Source organism: Burkholderia sp. Ac-20365, assembly GCF_017104715.1.
Classification (GTDB): Bacteria; Pseudomonadota; Gammaproteobacteria; order Burkholderiales; family Burkholderiaceae; genus Paraburkholderia.
This window is the reverse complement of sequence record NZ_JAAGPI010000006.1, coordinates 334794-354943: the sequence shown is the minus strand read 5'-3', so window position 1 is coordinate 354943 and position 20150 is coordinate 334794. Positions and strand designations below refer to the sequence as shown.

The following is a 20150-nucleotide window of genomic DNA, read 5'->3' as shown; positions in this document are numbered from 1 at the left end:
GGCACAATTTTTCGGCACATGTAGCGGGTGGGCCAGCATTGCAACTCGACGAATCGTCTAAGTTTCTAACGACAACTTGTGCAGCGTGCATCCACTATTCTTCGCCGCCGTCGGCGCCATACAAAATGCGGATTGCACCGTCATTCCCAATATCAACCGCTCTCGATATTTTAAGATGAACATCGACAAGGAGAGTGCTGTCGCTTCTCGGCGAGCATGAAACGTCGACGAATTGATGTTCAGCATACTCTTGGAAAAGGACCTTCGCAAACGTATCCTTTGACAAAATCATCGATTGTCCTGCAACCAAGTTAGCGCTATACACCTCTATTTCGTTGAAGTTGCAGACGTACCCTGCACCTCTATCTTCTGCACGCCAAACCCGGAGGTCGCCCGGCTTCTCATAACCCAAACCGAAATCCGCATGCTGCCACTGCCAGACCCAGTCAGGTCGGGTCGGGTTCTCGAGAATCAAAATCGGCACAGAACCGCCCTTCTGAATGCGCTCAGATTCCGACATCAGTAGCGCGTAGTAGGACTCCCGGTCGGCGACTGCCACTTCGCGGATATTGCACTTTCTTATCACATCGCCGAGAACGAGGGCGCCCACATGGTTTTTCATTGTTTCGGACCAGAACTCTGCTTCGTTGACGGCGCGCTGGTCCATTTCAATCAGCGTCAATTCGCCCTTCCGAATCTGCTGCATATTGAGGGTAAAGTTATCCAACGCCTGGTTGGCATACTCTAGCCTCTGAAAGAGCTGCAGCGGAAACGCTCCCGACTGCTGTTCAAACGCTGTTAGCGAGGCGAATCTCGCCAGCTCGGCAAGCCTGTCTGGCTCAATCGGTGCGTCCTGGAGCACCTCACCCCTCCTTGATTCCAAGGTCGACCGTACGGACTCAATACTCTCTTTGAGGTTTTCTAGGGCTGTAGCGGCGTCATGTGTTTTTTGGGTCCGACGCAGCATCGCTGTAGTCATTTCCGTCAACACATTCGCTGGGTCCTCCATGGCGGCGAGCCACGAAGCCAGCCTGCCCCGAACTATCTCGATACTGTCGTACTGGCGCCCCATCCAGATGTCCAGTTGCCGTCGCAGCGAAGCTTCCATGGACCATCTTGCTGGAGACAGGACGGCCATGACAATGAGTTGCTCTTGCTGTAGAGACTCAACATCATCCGCCCCGAACGATGAATAACTCCGGGATGTAACCATCCGCGGCTGTTGCATATCCTTCACCCGCTGCACGAACTCGCTCAAACGAGCAACGTAACCGCCGCGGTAATGTCCACTGGCACCGAATTGTCTGGTTTTCGCCGTCAGATACTCTGCTGGTCCCAGCCGATTTAGTGAATGTGACAGCGTACCGCCACCTCGATATTGCCGACCGGTCAATAGTCCCGCCGCGACGTCCAAAGCCAACGAGCCCTCCACGTCGCGTCCCAATTGGCTCGCCCAAGACAGCGCGAGCTCCACCGCAATCAACCGGATGTCCGTCCAAAAATTGCGAAGTGCAGCGAGTAGAACACCACGCTGCATACCCACGACACTATCACCCATTCTCTGACCGTCCTGCTCAGAAAGGCCTAACGCGTCAGCGACATCTGGCCAATGACCGGCGAGGTCATCCAGACATATGAAATCTGCCTTGTCGTAGAGCGCCAGCGGAAGATGTTCGTATTCAAGGTTTCCCCACCACTTGTTCAACGAATCCGCAAACCATTCTGCGGCGGTTTGGTCCCCTCGTTTCACCGCAGCCAGCAGCAACTTCGCCGTGCCTTGAATATGCGCTGCATTGATACGGGCGATGGATACTACGTCAATCCAGTGGAAGGTCGCAGTGAGTTCCGGAATTTCTGCGATGCGCGTCCTCGCGTTTTCCCATCCGCCTATGAAGGTTAAAACGACTTCTTCATAGATTCCGTACAACGGTGGGCCGAGCATCGCCGCAATATGCGGTCCATGTTGCGCTCCTTGTCCTTCGATTTTCTTGGTCCACCAGTCTCCCAATTGATACATTAAAAGTGCCTGCAAGTCGAAGACGCCCTCGCGCATGTCGACAGGTGAGTGACTCAACGCGTCTCCGCTCAAGTGTTGTCCAATGTGGCACATACGACGAATCGGGCTACTATCGGTATCCATCGTCTCTATGGCGGCAATGAACACCGACCGATATGCGTTATTCCAGCTTTCATGCATCGGCCGCCCGAAGAACTCGTTGACGTCGGGCATAATTGCCCAGCTTCCCACGGAACCGTCTTCTGTCTCAACCAGAGATGCGCCTAGAAGGAGTACGTGCAGTCCAACGAGAGCGTTATAAGCACGTTCGAATGTCTTGGCATCGTCCTTCTCAGCTGCAGTGCGAGCATCAAGTTCGAATTCCTCGATGACGGACTTGACGCGAATCTCATATCGTTCCCTTCTCAAACTGCGAAACACGTACGCCCACCGAAGCATCACGCGCTGCGAGCGCGAAAGATTTGGACCGTCCTCAACCTGAGCCACATCAACCGACTCCAGATATTCTGTACCAGGCATCAGCGGGACCGTCAAAAGAGGCCACTGTACGCGTGAGCGGCGAGGACCGTCGGTCGGGCGTGTCCACTTCCGAGCTGCACTCTCCCATCCGTCAATTGCAAGGCATAGTGGCCACAGTCGAACGTCCACAAGGCGCGATGGCGCACGAAATGTTATCGTCCCTTGCTCTGTGCCTTTTCCGAATCCGAACCGTGCCAGCAAGACTTTGGGGCCGTCCTCTTTCTCGTTGTCCAGATAGCTAGGTGTTGTAATCCATCCCTTAGAGTGCGCTTGAGCTAACACTTGGTATGAATACAGTCGCCTTATCTCGCGTGGAAGGGCGACGCTGGTCACGTACTTGGTTACGATGGCCGATTGCACTTCGGGTCGCAAGTATTCGACGGTCCGATAAAGGAAATGCGTTGTCAGAACCGCATTCAGCGCAAACCAGACCGAATCCAAGATTCCCCACTTCATCAGGACCCACGCGCCGAAGTACGGCATAGCCACATACTCGCAGGCCATGACCACAACGAGCATCAGCGACGACAAGCCAGCAGCCAGCGCTCCTGAATTCAGCATGTAAAGATGCATGAAGCTGTCCGCGGCCGGACGCCGCTGCAGGAACACCGCTACGAAAGCGATAACGATTGGGTATGCGAGGGCAGCGAGCGTGGCCTGGACGGACCATAGCGTCGAAAAGTAGCTCAACTGCTCGGACGCCTGCCATGTGGTCCAACCGTGTGGAAGCCAAGTAACCGGCAATAAAGAAAGGGGCAGCAACCACAATCCGAACAGGATGGGTAACAGCAAGCATAGCCATACGGGATGTTCGCCAGCAAGCATCAACAGTCGAGACCAGAACGACATAGAGAACTCTTTCTGAACTCGATTGAACGCCTTCCAGTCCGCGACGTCTTTCCGGACAACGCTACCGATGGACCATGGAACGCTAGAGGCGCGTCTGACGGCCCCAAACCAGGCGGATATTGGGTCAATCAGTTTGTGCCACCCTTGACTGCTTTTGACCGCGACACTCCGATACATGCTGGATGTCGTGCACCATACCCTCTTCAATATCGTTGACATCTTATGCTCTCGATTATTCTTGTTAGTCTTACTTCTACCCTGCTTTCATCTAATCGCGGTCTTTTCAGCTGGGTCGAACGCGACAGTCGCAGAAATTATGGGCGTGGCTCATCAACTTAAGCAGCCAATATGTGCTCGTAGTAGGGGCGCACTTTGTCGTCGAGTATCGCGTACTGTGCCGCGAGGTCTTCAGGATTCGGATTGAGCCATGCAGCTACGTTTTCGGGCTTTATATAGACAATGCAACGGTCATGCCCCGCTGCAGCAACCTCCGGTGGAGGCTCGTCCGTGATAGCCGCGAAGGAATATAGGTCGGGCTCCCCAAGCGCCGTCCATTTTGACCATACGCACGCGACAAGCATTCTGCTTCCGTCGCGGGGAGTAAACTGCAGGATGACGTTCTCATCTCCTTCTCCCTCAGCCAACACGCGCCCTTCCATTTTCGACTTCTTCACGTTTTCATAAAACGAGTCGACGATGAGCAGGCCGTGCGAATAGCCGAACAGCGGCTTCCAGAAACCGCCCAGACTGTCCAAGCGGGCGTTATATGTTCCCGGATACTTGAAGTCATAGCTCGCTGGCTTTCCTGCTATTCGACACTGATAGCGCATCGGTCGAACAACAAGTTGACCGTTCTCTTGGATGAGCACCGGCGCGTAGTTCCCGGGGAAAATCCTTGAATCGCGAGCAAGCAGTTCGGTGCGTCTGATGTCGTCAATCCTGCCCAGCACATCCTGAATCTTGTTGGCAGCGATACGTTTGCTTTCAGACGCGGATTTCGTTGTTTTTGTCTGCAACGTCTTCTCCGCTGCAACCAAGCGCGCTCGTTGTTTAAACAGTTCTTCCTCGAGCCCCTTCGACTGCACTGTGTTGTACTGGCCGATTAGCTGTTTGATTTCAGCTTCATCATCGCTCTGCGGATTTGCGAAAGCGTCGTCCATTGCCTTGGGAAACCGAGCTTTCAACCTGCCCTCCGCACGCTCGAAGTACAGACGAGCGAACTCCCCAATGTCCATATGCGCGCCAAACATTTTGACGTACTTCTTGTAGTCCGCTTCTATCTGGGCCGAATAGCACACGTGGCCTCCCCTGATGCTTGGTGAATATGTGAGCCTGCCGCTGATGTCTTGGTGTCGAGGCGACTCCGGCTGCCATCCGACATCGAAATGGCAACGTGTTTCATAGCAGCCGATGCTCACTGAGTCCACTGAGCGCGCCTCTTCGACCGCTCATGACCCATTTGACCATGTCATCGGCGGCCCCGATACCTCAAAAATCGATGTCGCCAAACTTTCACCCAAACCAGGCTATACTGTATATCCATACAGTATTTTGGGTGTTCGGTGGTGACCCGTCGTATTCTGCCGCAGTTGCCCTCGCCATCGCTGCCCGAACTTCGCCGCCTCTGGCGACAGCACGGGTCCGGGACCGAGTACGACGAGACCATCCGGCGCCTGATAACCGACGTGGTGCGGATGCGAAAGCTCATTGCCGAAATGGACGGGCTCTGCGGAGCAGTTCAGCGGGTATGGCGCGACGAGACGCGGTCAAATTTGGTCGCGCTCGAGCGTCTGCGCATACTCTTCAGCGATGAGCGCTCTCGTCAGGGTGGACTCTCGTCTGAGTCTCCGCCAGCACCGGCTGACGCCATGAAACGGTATCCCTGACTTGCTTCACTCAAGGAGATTCATAGTGGATGCGAACGCGTGGGTCCGAGAAGCCGAGCGAGAATCAAAGCTCGTTGACGCCTTGTACAAAGCGCGCTATCTCATTTCGTTGCACAACGGCATGACCGTACGGTGCGATGGCGAGGAATGGGCGCTCGATTTCGGCCAGGAGTTGCAGATGATTGACGCTACATTGAAGCTGGCTGGTGTCGACACCCAACGGCTCAGGCATCATGCGCAAAGGCCAACTGATGCAAACTGAGAGGTATCGCGGATACACGCTGTGGGGCCATGCCATCCTGCAACAGGAGGACATCTTGCAGCCGGCTCGCTTCGCCTCGAGCGGAACAGTCACTCATGAGACGAGTGTTGTGGAAGTGTCTGGGAATGTGGGCGTTTTCGACTCCGAAGAACAGGCAGAGTCGTCTGGGTTGGCGTGGTGCCGCGCATGGCTAGATAACCATGTCTGACACCCCTCGAACCGGGCATCTCCCGGACCCGCGCCGTGATTTCTCTCCACGCGTCGTACGGCGTGACTCAAGACTGCACGATTTTTGACCTGCGAGTACAGTGACGACAGGTCTCCTCCGTGTCTTCACACGGTTTGCCCGCCGGAAAGGCGGGTTTTCTTTTGCGGCCGTTGCCACCCTGCCGGAATCCACGTCAAGCTGTTCAGTCGTCATCCTCCTGCTCGTGCAGGTCTGGAGAAATTCGTATGCCATCAGCCTCATCAAATCCCAAAGCGTCGTGGCCGTGGTCGGCATATATCGATTTTCAGAATCGGTGCGCCGAAGCGTTTTATGGCGCACCTCGACATTTGCAACAATCGATTCTGCCCTGGACGTTCGCCGCAATGGTCGTAAACGAAGACAACTCGACAAATCCAGCCATGGAGCGTGCGATTGTCAAGCACGAAAGCTACGGCAAACAGCTCGGACGGCTTTCAGATGCGCTCACTTCGCTGATTCGCGAAACGGGGGTGAAGCACGACGATGCTATCGAAGAGTTCCTTGAGCTCAAGGCACACATCGACGCGATTAAGCGCAAGTCGGCATACAGCCGGTTCGAGGTTGTTCTTGCCGACCTAAAGCGTCTGCGGACGGACAATCCCATCCATTTTCGCGAGTGCCTGAAGCGGGTTGCGGAACTTGACCGGGACTAGATGTCCGCTTCTCCGTAGCTGCACCGTAGGATGTATGCAACGCGAACAGACGCATCCTGGCGCCAGCACTGGACTCTGACAAATGGAGTAGGTAATCTGGCCGTGCCAGACTTCGTATTGTGACCACGCTACCCGGACCTTTGATAAGGAGAGGGACACATGCAGGTGAGCACGGAAACGCTTGTCGAGATGCTGCAGGAAGTCGAAGCCGAGGACCCTATTGACTATGCCGACCTGCCGTTTGGCGAGCAGGAACTCCGGCGGCTCATCATCAACTCGCTCGTCGAGCGCCATCTGGCAGTCGAAGCTGGACTTGCCGCCTCAGATGTCCACGCGATGTACCTGTTGAGTACGGCCAAGCTCGTGCTTGAAAATACTGTCCTGCATGCGCGGGTGCTCCTGCTCCAGGGCCAACAAATTGACATGGATTCGCTGCTGGCCCCGTTCAGGCTCAAGGGCAAACGCTGAAAGGTCGGACTGCATCCCTGATGCGCTGAAGTATCTGGGATGTATCCCCGCAGGGAAGCCGTGAATGCAGGTCGAATTGCATCAAACGGTATATTTCATTGACTGTTGATAATCGGACATTTAGATTCTGGTTTTGAAATCGATTATCTGAAAGTGGCTTTTGCGCAATTTGACGAGAGGCGACCTCTCACGGTTACCCTCGATGGTGTCTCGCAAACCGGTTCGTACCGGGTGATTGACGGTACAGTCATCGTGTACTTCGGACTGGAAATCCGGTCGGCGCAATTCGGCATGGACCGCCCCGACATGGTTGCACGCTGCATGCTGCTACAACTTTGTCGGAAGGCTGGGTCGATGAAGCGCAAATCCATCAGCAGCAAACAGCGGCCAGGTCTTGCCTGACATCGAACTCACAACCCACGGCAGGCCATCCAGGCATTCAACAGACGCCGTACTCTACACATCCCTTCCACGAGATGATTACAGGTCTTTCGGCCCGATAAGCCGTGGGCGACCGCTTTCGCTGGGGAGCAAATTCTCGATTGCCCGTGCTATGCGAGGCTGGTTCAAATTGAATGCTAACAGTAGCTGTTCACGGCTTTCGTCACGTGCGCCTAGTTGTCGTCGGACAGTGTCCGCTGAGAGCACATAGGTGCGATAGCCCCAGTCAACGTCGAAAACTGAGAACTGGATACACTCGGAGGAAGTAAAGACCGGGGGAGTGAATCGAAGTCGCTCGCTCATCCTGGGTTCCTGTTGATTGCAATCGGTGGCGCCGAGCAGAGAATGATGCAGAACGATGTTTACACCTTGGCACAGTTCGGTCCCTCGCATCTTATGGGATTGCAACCATGACACCAACGTTCTTTGGGTACTTTTCCGCGTGCGTTTAGTCTACTCGATACGCCTGCTCGACCTCGTATTCGTATGTTTCCCGCGAGGAATCCTCGTTCTTGACCGACCTCAGATAGGCTCCCATGTCGAAGTACACAACAGTCCAATCAGGCAGTTCCATCTTGATTGCGCACGCGATGGACAGCCCCTCCTGTGAGAAAGCGTCCCAGTCGAAGAAAGCCGGACGCTCCTCAGGCGGAAGATAGTCCTTGCTCTGCTCATACCACCAGCACCGCGTGTCAATGCGGGAATGCAGCTGAGAAGAAACAGGCAGCTCTTCGGGTTCTGCCATAGCTCCGTCACGCAACCAGATGCCAGTTGATGAATTGTCGGCCGACAGGCGAATCCATCGCTCCTGCGAAACAGAATTCTGCTCGTTCATCGCATCGCGTCGTATTAAGAGTAGACCTTCCAGCGGACCTCGGATACCGTCAAAGTCGCTGGACCGTTTAGGCGGCGGCAAACACGACCGCTCCACGGCCACTGAGCTCGGTGAACGTCCTGATGAATCGGTAACGCACATCGTTTATGGTCGTGTCATTGAAGCCAGACCTCGTAGCTTCAAGTATTGCATCCGCGAGCTCGTTTTGAATCACGCCGCATTTCGCCGGCTCCCCATCTGACGAGCCGACTTCGCCCAGATACAGAACACTCGTTCCGCCTTCGCTTCGGACCATAATCAGATGGCGTCCCTGGTTTAACGCGCGCTCCAGATATTCCGACAACGTCGCGAGTGCCTCTTCGCCCGGCAATACGCGATGTCCAGCCCTTGACTCCATTGCATGACCTCGACGTTTGAATCACCATGCAGTCATGGTACTCCACCGAGCGGCCGTCCTGGACCTTACTGAAAGCTGCATCGCGGACCAGACGAGGTATTCAAACACAGGTGATTGGACTTGTGCGAATGCAACGAGGAATTTTGGCTGCATCGTCCACTGGAGCTATGCGAACGGCGGTTCACTGATGACAATGTCGTAGTGCCACGCCCCTTCGTCGAGTCCAGATAGTCGCATGTCGGTCGCCAGGTTCGGCACAAAGACCCGTGGGCTGCCCTGGATGCCCACCTTTACGAGATAGCCACCACCGAAGTTCCGGACAATGTCGACACGCTCAATGAGGTTCGACAATTCGAATCCGCCGTTCACAAGGTCAATCTTCTTTTCCACCTGAATGCCTTGAGTCGTATAGCGTGGCGCCAGCAGTATCCACGGTGGTCCTGGACGCGACTGCCTACCGTGATAGTTCATGTTCGCCTGCAGATAAAAGATGAACTGCGGTTCGTCCAGTTCATGCCCGAACGTCGGTGTGAGTGCGCCCAGTCGCATGCCCACTGGCCTCGGATTCTCGAAGTAATCATCTAGCCACGTTCCCACGATGTGTACCTCCGCTTATGGGCCTTCAACGTGAGGTTGAAGCGTGATTGTGAGCGTCGTACTTGCAGATTTTGTGGCGTCGCCCCAAGCCGTTGCGGTCCCGTTCAGAACGATGTACCCGCCCAGCGTCCCGATGTTTGTCGGACACAGCTGCAGGTCATAGCCAGGCGTCGACAATGAAGCATTGAATGCATATATCTCGAAGCCCGTTGTCTTCACGCTGTTAGCGTTGTCGGTGTATGAGAAGTTGTCGATGGCGCGCGTCTGCTTGGGGCCATCGTTGTGGAGCACGCGGACCGCCCTGGGGGGTTTCCCGCCTACGATGTAGGTGATAGTGCCGCATTGAACAGCGTCAAGATTGCCGCTGGTCGACACGCTGCCAACCCCGCCAGGACTGTTCGCGTTGAAATACACCGAGAAGGTATGGCCACCGACGACGTCTGCCTGGTACTGACCCGGCGCGACCGTGGTTAGAGCGAGCTGAGTGTTGGCCGTCTCGTCCCGTATCTGCCATCCGACGGTCGGCGTGGCAGGTGGCGCATTCACGCCTGGCGCGCAAGCCTGGAGCAAGGGGACGAGGACTAGAGCAGATGCGGAAATAGCAAAGCGTAGAAGCATGGCAACCTCCGAACAGCACGACAGCTTAAAGGTGCCGCAGTAGCAAGGCGGCCTGGCCAGGCAACGCCGGTACGGCGCTCGTGAACGCTATCGGTTGGCTTCGGGCCACCGATAACCTGGAGCACCAGCAGGTCTACTTGAGGAAACGGCGCACCATCGCACAAATTGAAAAGCGGCGCGATAGCAGGAGGTGCAAAGACAGAGCCCCTCGCTAGAAAGGCTGCCGGGAGCCGGACGGGGCCTGGCTCCCTTCTTCGACATTGAATCCACCTGCCCGACTTACCTAACTACGGCGTGGCGGAAAGCCAAAAGTCCAGCTCGGCGTTCGGTTTTCCCTTTCCAGCCGGGAAATACTGGTCCTGCCATCTGTCATTCGGCTGGAGCCCCTGCCAGCTGTCCTTCGTTCCATACTCGGCCAGCAGGTAGCGCCAGCGATAGTGGTCATACACGTCAAGTACATGAACCGTGTACGCGCGGGCAAGGCTTTCGTTGCCGCGGATGACAAGCAGATTTTCGTCGTTCGTGTAAGACGCCTTGTACCCGAGATTGTGGCTGCCAACCACAACGATGCAGTTTTTTGCGTCAAACGGGTCGATGACGACAATCTTGTCGTGAATGACTGCGTGGCCTGCGTTGAGCAGTTCCTTTTCCCACATGCCGAAGGTATCGTCGATGGCTTTTGCAGGGATGACCTGTGCTGGGTCATCCGGTTTCCGCCCGTTATCGTGTAGGTCAATAACAAAATTCCCTGCACGGTCGGCGTTGGTCAGCGCACCGCGGATGAACAGCTTGGGGTTTGCGTTCAGGGCCGCGGCCGCGGCGTCTACCACGCTCGGATTGCCTGGGTCGAAGCACAGGAACAGGACGGCCTGCTTCGCGGACTTGATAAGCTCCTCGATGTCGGCCATGTCGACAGGCGCTTCAGGGTTCTTGGGCTTGTTCTTTTGTGGAGTGTTGGGAGAAAACCAGACGGTCGCTTCGGATGCTCCTGGTACATTGACTTTGACAGGCGTCTGGTTGGCGGTGCGGAACGTCTTCCCCTGCAACGCGTGAGCATCTCCCTTTGCGTCATCCGTGTCCTGCTTGAGCCTGTCCCAGTAGTCCGAGTAAGCCTGCGCGACGCTAGGCGAGCGAACAATTAGGCTGTTGTTCGTCTGGGCGCACAGACCTGTGGACGTCCAATTCGTGGAGCCCGTCAGCACTGCCGTTGGCGCACCTTTGCTGTTCAGATAGAGGACGAACTTGTTGTGTCCGATATGACTGCCATCAGGCAGCATGCGGTCAAGAACGTCCGCACCAGAATGGTGGAGCGCATCCCGGGCCGGCTTGTTCTCTTTGTCAGGGTCGCCACTCTTGCTGTCGAACGTATTCGACAGAATCAGGTGCATGCGTTTATTTCCCGTGAGGTACGACTCCAGTTCCTTGTCATGCAATTCGTAAAGGGCCGCATAGCAGTCTCCGCCCTTCTCCTTCGCCTCGTTAAGTAACTGCGGCAATGCTGTCGTGAGGTCACTCGACAGGGACTTACGCAACGGGTCCTGTGGGTCGGCAATCTTTTTCAGCAGCGCACCCGCATCGGGCGCACCCGTCTTCTTGCTGATGGGCACCTCGTGGGTCAACGCCTGGGTCGCCAGAATCCCACGATTGAAGTAAGCCTGCAAAGAGGACGCGTCCTCGGCGTCGCCATGGTCCGCTGTGAGCGTCACGGGATTGGAGAAGAGCGGATGCACATCTGGATACGGAGTGAGCGTGGGAACGCCCTTGCCATCAAAGGTGCCCTTGAGCGGAATGACCTGATAGATGTATGGACCGGGCGACGTGAGGTCCGTTGCAGCCAGGTCCTTCCAGAAGAGCTTCTGGATTGGTGCCTGGGCGGTGGTCCGCCCACTCTTTCCGGCGTTCGGGTCGCCGGCAAATCCCGCCATGGCGGGGAGCGACTGGCCCTGAGGCTCCCCGCTTTTGATGTCAGCCGAACTGGCCGGAATGCGGCGGACGTCGCAGCCAACGCAACCTTCAAGCTTCTGCGCGAAGGTCCAAGCCACCATAATCACATCATTATTTGAAAACGCAATGCATTTCGTCGCCATGTCTCTCTCCATGTGAATGCGCGCGATGCGGGTTGACCACTGGCGGTCAACCCTGAGAGCGTAGGCGGCGAAGACGTCAGTTTTGAGGCGGGACGGTGACAGCCTAAGGGTACTGATGGGCCGCTGCCGCCAATCATCGAAGCTTCTGGGCTCAATGTCGCAAACTACCTCTTTACTGAGGCGTCGCGGCACTCCGATAGCGACCGCTCAGTCAGGTAGGGTTGCCTGCAGTTCCTCGTTGCCAGCCAGAATGCGCCCCGGAATCCGGTACTCTTCGAAGGCTTAAGCGGGAGCGGCGTTGAAGATGATGTCTCGACGCCCACGAAGCCAAAGCCTTCGATATTCGCAACTCAGTTCAGGCAGCCGATGTAGAGCATGCTGACGGGTACAAGCAGGAGTATCTTTATGCGATGGTCGCAGTTGCCATGCGCGACTTTATTCATCAGGCACGGCGAGTAGCGCCTCACCTCAGTGTTTTCAACGGAGGCAGCGATGAGCAAAGGAGCAAGCGGCAGCCAAGGTGGCACACGCGGCAGCGCGGGCGGTGCATCGAAGGGCTCGTCCAGCGGGGCCAAATCAACAGGAAGCGACGGCCGGTCTGGCAGTGGCTCTTCCGGTGGCAACTGGCCGAGTACGACTGGAAATTCGTCAGGCGGTAGGCGTGGCAATGCTGCGCCTCGCGGAAGTCGTTGACGAACTGTTCGTTGAGGGTCGCACACCCGCACAGCCAACCCTTCTGAAATTTTTTTGCTGGCAAAACTCCCACGCTCACGGCCAGTTTTCCGAGCGCGTCCTTCCGATGCGAAATCATCACCCCTGTTGCGCGGTATACATACTGCTGCCCATTCCGCGGTGCAGCCGCGTGACTGGTCGGACATCAACGGCAGCGGTCACGGGATAGCCGGTACTGTGGGATAGCCTTGAGATACCGGACAGGGTGGCGAAGTTAGCGCCCTGAGGCGAACGGCTGACGGGCGACGCTGGCTCCGAGGGGCATCTCACGATGCTTTGGAACGTGTCTGAAGGCCTCGCTCTGGATAAGGCGGGGCTCAACTTCACCAAGGGGCATTCATGAAAAGCGAAGTATGTAGGCTAGAGAGTATTGGTGATTGGACACTCGGGTAAACACAGCTAGACGGTAACTCGGAATACACCATCAAGCGCTCTACGGATTAAACCCCGAACCCGGCTCGCGCGACAAACGTATGAGTTCGTCGATAACGACCCGTACTCTGGGTTGAATATATTTGGTTCTCGGCCAGATTGCGTGTATCGGCATTCCGCCGCCAGTCCACGCTTCAAGCACCTGAACGAGCGCACCACTGCGAACGTGTTCGCCGACCAACCAGGTAGGCAGTTGAGCGAGACCGCATCCCGCAAGGGCCGTATTGAGCATTGCCTCACCATCACCTAACTCGTGCCTGACTTTTACAGTGACCGGCTCAAAGTCGCCCTGCGAATTCTTCAATAGCCAGCCTGCCGGCTGGCCTCTACGCAGCCCTACTATGCAGTCGTGGGTATGTAGGTCGTCTCTCGTCTCCGGTACTCCATGACGACTCAGATACGTGGGTGAAGCACAGATTACCAGGCGCTGCTCACCAAGCCTGCGCGCAGCAATATCCAGGTCGTCCTTGAGCGTCCCAATCCGAACTGCAACGTCGACTCCGTCGGCAATCAGGTCCGCCAGCCGTTCACTGAAATTCGCTGAGAGGTCGAGTCGAGGATGACGGCACGAAAGTTCCAGCAACGCTGGCAGCACATGCCGACGGCCGAAGGTCGCAGGCAATTCCACCCTCACCTTCCCTACCGGTTCCTGGCGGCCGGTCGTCAGAAACCCCTCGGTTTCCTCTAGTTCATTGAGCACGCGAAGGCAACTTGCGAGATAAGCCTCGCCCTCGCTGGTCAGCGTCAGCCGCCGAGTCGTGCGGTGGACCAGCTTGGTGCCGAGACGCTTCTCGAGTCGGGTAACGGCTTTGCCTACCGCGCTACTGGTTAGGCCCAGTGCGGTACCTGCTGCCGTAAAGCTTCCCTCCTGGGCGGAAAGGACGAACTCGTTTAAGCCGGAAAACCTGTCTTTGAGCACGATTTTAGAATTCAAGGATGAAGTCAATGGAATTCTAGGTGGTTAATGGCTCTAGCGAACAAAATTAAAATTAAGCAACTGGAGAATCACATGAATTCCATCGCCGAACACGACCTCACCGCCGCGCTCACCGAGCAGCCAGCCTACGCTCGCCTCTTCTCCCCGGAAAAGCTCACCGTCGGCTTGATTTTGCCGTTGGAAACCCATCCCGATAGTCCCGCACCGACGATGCGAGACCACGTCGCCATGGCGCAGAAGGCTGATGAACTGGGCTTCGCAGCTCTCTGGATGCGCGATGTCCCTTTCTATGACCCGCTTTATGGCGATGTCGGACAGGTATTCGACCCCATCCCGTATATGGCGTATCTCGCTGCCTTCACGCGGCACATCGCGCTGGGAACGGCCGGCATCGTTTTGCCTATGCGGGAGCCCTTGCTTCTCGCGAAGCAAATCGCGTCAATTGACCAACTCTCTGGCGGCCGTGTGGTGCTCGGCCTATCGTCTGGTGACCGGCCTGCGGAATACCCGCTCTTCGGCATTGACTTCGAAACACGTGGCGACCGATTCAGGGATGCATATCAAGTATTGAAGACTGTCCTCGAAGAGGACTTCCCCAGTTTCTCGTCGCCGCGCTTCGGCAATTCAATGGGTACCCATGAACTCATTCCGAAGCCACCGTTCGGCGCCCTCCCGACCATCGCAGTCGGCCAAGCCCAGCAGAGCCTTGCGTACATCGCGAAGAATATGGACGGCTTCATCGGCTCCGCGCCAGTCCCGCAACAACTGCAGCCATTCGCGAAGCGATGGCACTACCAAGTCAGCGCGTCGTGCGGCCCCGAACGGTTCAAACCCCTTGGCATCGGCGGCTTCCTTGACCTCGTCGACAACCGAAATGAACCGTTTATCCGCACTCGCGGCGGCATTCGGTCTGGAAGCAAGAGCCTCGCCGATTTTCTTCATAAGGCACAGGCTGCGGGCGTGAATCACATCGCGCTCAATCCAAAAGTCAGCCGGCGCCCCTACTGGGAAATCATGGACGAACTGGCATCGGAGGTTCTCCCGCACTTCCCGTCCAACTGAACACAAAGCAGTTCAGCTAGCACCGAGTGTGTGCCTGCAATCACCGAAGGTTCCCTACTGCGCCATCGCAGTAGAGGACCCGATACTGACGTGAGCTACCCAATCGCATCTGTGAAGCACAATGAGCAACCACAAACCAACCGTAGAACAGCGAATCACCAGACTTGAAGATATTGAATCCATCACGCGACTAAAGGCTGAGTATGCGCGCAAACTCGACAATCATTTCGATGGTGACGGGCTCGCTTCCCTTTTTGTTGAGGATGGCATTTGGACCATAAAGGGCGTGGGCGGCGAAGCTAAAGGTCGCGACGGCATCAAGCACCACTGCTGCAATCTTCGTCAGAGCATCAGTTGGGCGCAACACAACATCCTCTCCGCCATCGTCGATGTTAGCGCTGATGGTTACCGTGCCAACGCAAGCTTCTACCTGCTATGTCTGCTAACTATGAAGGCATCGCCAAACTCCCCGAAAGAAGAGGCAGTGGTGCTCTCTGGAAAATACAGTGACAAGTTCATCAAAATCGACGGTAAGTGGCTGATTGAAGAGGTCTCCGGAGTCATCGAGCAATCTGCACCATGGACACAGGGTTGGGTTGCGTCTCAACTAGTGAAGGAATCCTGGTAACAGCCATCTTCGGCGAACTCTGGTAGTTGCCTTCGTAGCCAGATTGCATCGCGCAATTTTATAGTCGCATCAAACCCAAATCATGAATAATCTATTCGACTCATTCAATCTCGCCGGCATGGTTCTCAAAAACCGGATTGTCATGGCTCCGTTAACGCGCGCTCGTGCTTCGCGCGACGTTGCAGACGAGCGTACTGCCCTGTACTACGCACAACGCGCAACTGCAGGTTTGATAGTCAGCGAGGGCACGTCGATTTCGCGCGAAGGTCGTGGGTATCTGTTTAATCCCGGCATTTTCACTGCAGAGCAAATCGCCGGCTGGCGACTCGCAACCGACTCCGTTCACGCCGTTGGTGGCCGGATTTTCGCCCAGCTCTGGCATGTCGGCAGAGTCTCTCACCCCTCTATCCAGGACGATGGGAAGCTGCCCGTGAGTGCGACCTCAAAACAAGCGATGAACGCAAAGGCATTCGGCTATGACGAGAATGGAAAGCCGAGCCCCATTGATACGCCCGCACCTAGACCGCTGTCGACAGACGAAGTCGCCCGGGTCGTTGAAGACTTCGCTCAAGCTGCCCAAAATGCTATCCAGGCCGGATTCGACGGCGTCGAAATCCACGGTGCGAACGGCTATCTTTTCGAGCAGTTCATGAATCCGCTGGTCAACGACCGTACAGATTGCTATTCAGCTGATACCCTCGCGAACCGCTTGCGCTTTACCCTCGAAGTCATCGACGCCGTTACGGCACGTGTCGGCAAGGAAAGGGTCGGGATTCGCATATCGCCCTACGGCAAGCTCTTCGACATGCCGTTCTACCCCGAGATTGATGAGACGTACACCGAGCTTTGCCGCGAAATCGGTCAGCGCGAACTCGCCTACGTGCACATCATGAATCAGTCTGGATACACACGTCTCGACAGTGCTCTGGAGCCAGTGGCTGAATCTGGGTTTTACGGATTGCTGCGAACATTGAAGAGCTTTCTGCCGCATACGGCACTCATCCTGGCAGGCGGTATGACCCGCGAACGCGCCGAGCAAATGATTGCTGACAAAATCATCGACCTCGTGGCTTTCGGGGCAGCCTTCATCAGCAACCCCGACCTTGTTGCTCGCCTGAAAAATAGCTGGCCGCTTACGCCTGCGGACCCTAACACCTTCTATGGAGGCGGCGCAAAAGGTTACGTCGACTACGCACCGTATTCGACCCAGTAATAAATCACCGCTGTCCGAACCGCACCGTGGACGGCACTCGCGGCGCCGCCTCCTCCCGCCGGCTAAAGCGCAGCCAGATGTCGTCCGATATTACGAACAGGACGGCGCTCGCCCGCCAGCGGAATGCTGGACGGTCTACACCGTTTGTCATTTATATCCATTGAGGACATACGGTGAAAAAAAGTGTTTCCAGTCTCATCCCTCTGAGCGGCTTCTGGTGCGGCCGGGCCGTATCCGGTGTTTTGTCGCTCGGAAATGACTTGGTCGGCGCCATCCTGGACTATTGGATGTCTTCACGGTTCCAGCGGTTTGCATTTCTCATATTTGCGCGCATCAACGCACGGAATTGCCTGATTGCCTGCATCGCTGGAACCGTCTTGTTTGCGCATCTGCATCCAGCCCAGGACGCGACCACAACGAGCGGCCTCGCAACTGCCCTACTGCTGCTGAATGTTGTTCCGCTCCAGAGCATGTATTTCCGTTTGCGTCGCGGGCCCGGTGCCATGCTGGTCACGTCATGCTACGGCAGGGAATTGCGCGTTCACTTTCCGAAGACGAGTCTCAAGTCTTCCGATGTTCCTGAGCTGCGCGCCCAGGTGATGGAGCTCGTCGGGATGGCACATACCTGCCGTGCGCAGACGTTGACGTTCCGGTCACCACTTCTGGCTGCGAAGTCCACGAGCACACTGCTTTCGCGTCAACTCGATGCGGCCGCTCGCTGCGTGGGCGCCGACCTAAGCGTGTCAATTCACGAGCCGCATGAGGTTAGCGCCGTCTCCAGCGGGATGCTGTCAGCTTTTAAAGGGAAATACGCAGCCTTGCGTGATGGTCGACTTTTGGTCGGTGCTCACGGACGGTTGCTCTCGCGCAAGGTCGAAGTCAGATTCCGTTGAGCTGCAAGCGGTAAACGCATAGCGCCCAGTGAGCAAGTGAATCGCTTGCTCACTGGGCGCTATTCCGCACGAGTCATTCGCTTCGAATTTCGTGTTGAATCCGGTTGACGATGAGCAGGTCGATAGTCGTCCAATACTCTGACGCCGCGAGGTCCATCTTCAGCGACTCGTGTTCTACGATGCTTGCATTTGCCGGGCTGGTAACGAAGTCTTCAAGTTCCGCGAGACTAGCGAAGCCGAGGAGGCTCACACCATCGATTTGCGCGGCTTGAGGATGATAGAACGGCTCGTCGGCAGTGGTCCCGCCGACGTTATGGAGCTGTACGTATCGCTTGACCAGCTCTTCTCCGCGCAACCGAGCGCTGACGTGCTGAGCATGCTCGTCGAGCCACCACTGCTGGAACGTATGGCGCGTTTCCCCGCCCTTGCGCACGTGGAGCTTCACAAGGGTTATCGCCTCGTTACCCGTTACGCTCGGGATAATGACCTGCTGCCGCGCGAGCACCGGCGCGATGTCTCGGAACATCGCCTGGTCTTCGGGAAGAATCTTGGTTCGCACCCGCTCGTTCGCGAAAACTGCCGCTATATCATCGCGCGTTGCAAAGTTCAAATACGCGACGCCATCCCAACGCGGGCGATGATACGGTGGAATGTGTCCGATAACCCCAGGCCACAACTTGCCGTTCGCATCTGCAGGTGCACGGTACGGTGGCGCATCGGTACTGGTCGGCCCGGGCGCGAAGCGATGGAGCTGGTCATATCTCAGCAATCGCTCGAGACTTACATCGTCCGGCTCCTCCACATGCGTGAACCGAACACCGTGTACCTTCCTCCAGTATTCGCCCCAGTGCTCGAAGCTGACATTGGCGTCGCTTTCAAAGCCCACTGAAGCCGGGTCATATGCAGGGTCCGCCATCAACGTACCAAACACATTCAGAGAATGCCCATCGGCAACACGTCGCGCCTCGCGCGTGCTGTTGTCAGCACGAGAAAGCAAAGAAAACAGAACGGTCAGGGGTTCGCTAGTCCCTTTACGGGTCGCTATATGCGGGGCCCGAAACAGCTTTTCGACGACAAAATTAGACATTGCGTCGCCCTTTGAAGGAGTGAAAGAAGGAAGTAATCAAGGCAACAGCACCAGCAATGACGCCAACTGCCCACAAACCATCGCGCCCATGAGTTTGCAGCGCCACACTGCCAATCGCCGCGCCGATTGCCATCCCACACATCGCGCCCGTCATCAGCATTCCATTCAAACGGCTTCGCGCGCTCGAGTCCAGTCCGTTTATCAGGTGTTGATGAGAAACCAGAGCCGCCATCACGCCCAGGTCGAAAATCAGTGCGCTGACGCCCAGAGCCCACAAGCTCGGCGGGAACAGCAAGAGCGCTCCGAATGCTACGACAACCAGACAGCAACCAATGCGAACGGCGTGCAAAGGACCCGACCTGTCGGCCAACCCGCCAAATAGCGGCGCGGCCAATGCCCCTGCTGCGCCGGCGAATCCGAATGCACCGGCCACTGCCGAACCTTGATGGAATGGCGCCGCAGCAAGAACGACGGACAACGAAGACCAGAATGCCCCAAGTGTTGCAGCGAGAACCGACTGTGTGACTATCACGAGGCGCAAAGGTCGGTGCGCCTTCCACAGGGTCCACAAACTACCCAAAAGCGCGCTGTAACGCGCTTTCGTCGTAGGCGGGATGGGAGGAAGTGTCCACGTGACCAGTGTGACCAGAACCATCGTCGCCGCGGCAATTTCCTGCATGGCGCGCCAACTGAGGCATTCAGAAACCCACCCTCCCAAGGCACGTGAGAGGAGGATGCCGGTCAGCAACCCCGTCGTCACAGTGCCGACCGCTTTTCCTCGCTGCGAGTCGGACGAAAAATGCGCGGCGAGTGGAATGAAATCCTGCCCGATGCTACCCAGGATTCCAATTATCGCGCCAGCAGCCGCCAACATACCGAGTGTGGGTGCTATCGACGCCGCGAGCAAAGCGACAATCATCAATATCGCCTTGATAACAATCAGGCGTCGCCGCTCGAGTACGTCGCCTAGCGGCGCAAGGAGCAGCATGCCCAATGCGTAACCAACCTGCGTCAATGTCGGAACGAGCCCCACCTGAGACGCAGAGACGCCAAATTCGGATTGGACCTGGGACAGGCTGGGTTGGAGATAGTAGACGTTCGCTACTCCCAGCCCGCAGCATACTGCGAGCGCAAGCAGCGACCCATTCCGAGGGACGGCTGCAATTGATGATTTGGCGTGCATTCGGGCAACCATGAGCGAGTTAACCAGGGTACTGGTAATAACCCTAATGATATTGACGAAATCGCGTCGAACAAAGACCCAGCCAATACAATGTAAGTTGACTAAAA

18 protein-coding genes are annotated in these 20150 nt (G+C 56.4%); 8 read left to right on the top strand and 10 right to left on the bottom strand.

All coding sequences use genetic code 11. From position 1 onward, the window contains the following. Window positions 1–94 precede the first annotated feature (94 nt). On the bottom strand, window positions 95–3385 hold the full coding sequence (locus G3O01_RS14445; protein WP_205805698.1) for a hypothetical protein: 3291 nt from the start codon (window positions 3383–3385) through the stop codon (window positions 95–97). A gap of 335 nt (window positions 3386–3720) precedes the next feature. Beyond that, window positions 3721–4683 carry an SOS response-associated peptidase family protein gene (locus G3O01_RS14440; protein WP_205805697.1) on the bottom strand — a complete coding sequence of 321 codons (963 nt, stop codon included), beginning with the start codon at window positions 4681–4683 and terminating at the stop codon, window positions 3721–3723. Window positions 4684–5296: 613 nt separating this feature from the next. Here G3O01_RS14440 and G3O01_RS14435 point away from each other — a divergent pair. The 4 genes from G3O01_RS14435 to G3O01_RS14425 all read left to right on the top strand — a co-directional run bounded on the left by G3O01_RS14435 (window position 5297) and on the right by G3O01_RS14425 (window position 6901). Then, complete coding sequence (locus G3O01_RS14435; protein ID WP_205805696.1) at window positions 5297–5533, top strand: hypothetical protein; 237 nt, start codon at window positions 5297–5299, stop codon at window positions 5531–5533. Beyond that, window positions 5523–5741 (top strand): hypothetical protein, encoded by a 219-nt coding sequence (locus tag G3O01_RS45310; RefSeq protein ID WP_241023964.1) that lies wholly within the window; start codon window positions 5523–5525, stop codon window positions 5739–5741. The genes G3O01_RS14435 and G3O01_RS45310 overlap by 11 nt, the downstream gene beginning before the upstream one ends. Before the next feature lie 245 nt (window positions 5742–5986). Then, on the top strand, window positions 5987–6433 hold the full coding sequence (locus G3O01_RS14430) for a hypothetical protein (protein WP_205805695.1): 447 nt from the start codon (window positions 5987–5989) through the stop codon (window positions 6431–6433). A 159-nt stretch (window positions 6434–6592) separates the two neighbouring features. Next, window positions 6593–6901: a hypothetical protein gene (locus G3O01_RS14425; RefSeq protein WP_205805694.1), complete on the top strand. Its 309-nt coding sequence runs from the start codon at window positions 6593–6595 to the stop codon at window positions 6899–6901. An 889-nt stretch (window positions 6902–7790) separates the two neighbouring features. On the opposite strand, the gene G3O01_RS14420 is transcribed toward G3O01_RS14425, so the two are convergent. The 6 genes from G3O01_RS14420 to G3O01_RS14395 form a co-directional block, all read right to left on the bottom strand. After that, window positions 7791–8177, bottom strand: coding sequence for a hypothetical protein (locus G3O01_RS14420; RefSeq protein WP_205805693.1), 387 nt, complete (start codon window positions 8175–8177; stop codon window positions 7791–7793). 67 nt (window positions 8178–8244) lie between these two features. Beyond that, complete coding sequence (locus G3O01_RS14415; RefSeq protein WP_241023934.1) at window positions 8245–8547, bottom strand: hypothetical protein; 303 nt, start codon at window positions 8545–8547, stop codon at window positions 8245–8247. 192 nt (window positions 8548–8739) lie between these two features. Beyond that, entirely contained in the window at window positions 8740–9123 is a 384-nt protein-coding gene (locus tag G3O01_RS14410) for a hypothetical protein (protein ID WP_205805691.1), read from the bottom strand. Between the two features lie 63 nt (window positions 9124–9186). Beyond that, window positions 9187–9789, bottom strand: a complete 603-nt coding sequence (locus G3O01_RS14405; protein WP_205805689.1) for a hypothetical protein — start codon at window positions 9787–9789, stop codon at window positions 9187–9189. A 287-nt stretch (window positions 9790–10076) separates the two neighbouring features. Beyond that, window positions 10077–11876 carry a phospholipase D-like domain-containing protein gene (locus tag G3O01_RS14400; RefSeq protein ID WP_205805686.1) on the bottom strand — a complete coding sequence of 600 codons (1800 nt, stop codon included), beginning with the start codon at window positions 11874–11876 and terminating at the stop codon, window positions 10077–10079. Between the two features lie 1165 nt (window positions 11877–13041). After that, on the bottom strand, window positions 13042–13974 hold the full coding sequence (locus tag G3O01_RS14395; RefSeq protein WP_241023933.1) for a LysR family transcriptional regulator: 933 nt from the start codon (window positions 13972–13974) through the stop codon (window positions 13042–13044). A gap of 75 nt (window positions 13975–14049) precedes the next feature. Between G3O01_RS14395 and G3O01_RS14390 the strand changes: the two genes are divergently transcribed. The 4 genes from G3O01_RS14390 (at window position 14050) to G3O01_RS14375 (ending at window position 17773) form a co-directional block, all read left to right on the top strand. Further along, the gene (locus G3O01_RS14390; protein WP_205805684.1) at window positions 14050–15039 is read left to right on the top strand and encodes an LLM class oxidoreductase; all 990 of its coding nucleotides are present in this window, start codon (window positions 14050–14052) and stop codon (window positions 15037–15039) included. Window positions 15040–15160: 121 nt separating this feature from the next. Further along, window positions 15161–15667 (top strand): nuclear transport factor 2 family protein, encoded by a 507-nt coding sequence (locus G3O01_RS14385; RefSeq protein WP_205805683.1) that lies wholly within the window; start codon window positions 15161–15163, stop codon window positions 15665–15667. A gap of 82 nt (window positions 15668–15749) precedes the next feature. Next, on the top strand, window positions 15750–16880 hold the full coding sequence (locus tag G3O01_RS14380) for an alkene reductase (protein WP_205805681.1): 1131 nt from the start codon (window positions 15750–15752) through the stop codon (window positions 16878–16880). A gap of 173 nt (window positions 16881–17053) precedes the next feature. After that, window positions 17054–17773 (top strand): hypothetical protein, encoded by a 720-nt coding sequence (locus G3O01_RS14375; RefSeq protein WP_205805679.1) that lies wholly within the window; start codon window positions 17054–17056, stop codon window positions 17771–17773. Window positions 17774–17846: 73 nt separating this feature from the next. Here G3O01_RS14375 and G3O01_RS14370 read toward each other — a convergent pair whose 3' ends face one another. Together G3O01_RS14370 and G3O01_RS14365 are read right to left on the bottom strand one after the other, a co-directional pair. Continuing rightward, window positions 17847–18860 (bottom strand): EthD domain-containing protein, encoded by a 1014-nt coding sequence (locus tag G3O01_RS14370; RefSeq protein WP_205805677.1) that lies wholly within the window; start codon window positions 18858–18860, stop codon window positions 17847–17849. Then, complete coding sequence (locus tag G3O01_RS14365) at window positions 18853–20043, bottom strand: MFS transporter (protein ID WP_205805676.1); 1191 nt, start codon at window positions 20041–20043, stop codon at window positions 18853–18855. Before G3O01_RS14365 ends, G3O01_RS14370 begins: the two co-directional genes overlap by 8 nt. Window positions 20044–20150 lie beyond the last annotated feature (107 nt).

Bases quoted from the DNA above. Each gene is read 5' to 3' on its own strand.
- G3O01_RS14400 (WP_205805686.1), bottom strand. From the start codon at position 11,876: ATGGCGACGAAATGCATTGCGTTTTCAAATAATGATGTGATTATGGTG.
- G3O01_RS14410 (WP_205805691.1), bottom strand. From the start codon at position 9,123: ATGCGACTGGGCGCACTCACACCGACGTTCGGGCATGAACTGGACGAA.
- G3O01_RS14380 (WP_205805681.1), top strand. From the start codon at position 15,750: ATGAATAATCTATTCGACTCATTCAATCTCGCCGGCATGGTTCTCAAA.
- G3O01_RS14430 (WP_205805695.1), top strand. From the start codon at position 5,987: ATGCCATCAGCCTCATCAAATCCCAAAGCGTCGTGGCCGTGGTCGGCA.
- G3O01_RS14425 (WP_205805694.1), top strand. From the start codon at position 6,593: ATGCAGGTGAGCACGGAAACGCTTGTCGAGATGCTGCAGGAAGTCGAA.
- G3O01_RS14365 (WP_205805676.1), bottom strand. From the start codon at position 20,043: ATGCACGCCAAATCATCAATTGCAGCCGTCCCTCGGAATGGGTCGCTG.
- G3O01_RS14405 (WP_205805689.1), bottom strand. From the start codon at position 9,789: ATGCTTCTACGCTTTGCTATTTCCGCATCTGCTCTAGTCCTCGTCCCC.
- G3O01_RS14445 (WP_205805698.1), bottom strand. From the start codon at position 3,385: ATGTCGTTCTGGTCTCGACTGTTGATGCTTGCTGGCGAACATCCCGTA.
- G3O01_RS14370 (WP_205805677.1), bottom strand. From the start codon at position 18,860: ATGTCTAATTTTGTCGTCGAAAAGCTGTTTCGGGCCCCGCATATAGCG.
- G3O01_RS45310 (WP_241023964.1), top strand. From the start codon at position 5,523: ATGCAAACTGAGAGGTATCGCGGATACACGCTGTGGGGCCATGCCATC.
- G3O01_RS14390 (WP_205805684.1), top strand. From the start codon at position 14,050: ATGAATTCCATCGCCGAACACGACCTCACCGCCGCGCTCACCGAGCAG.
- G3O01_RS14420 (WP_205805693.1), bottom strand. From the start codon at position 8,177: ATGAACGAGCAGAATTCTGTTTCGCAGGAGCGATGGATTCGCCTGTCG.
- G3O01_RS14385 (WP_205805683.1), top strand. From the start codon at position 15,161: ATGAGCAACCACAAACCAACCGTAGAACAGCGAATCACCAGACTTGAA.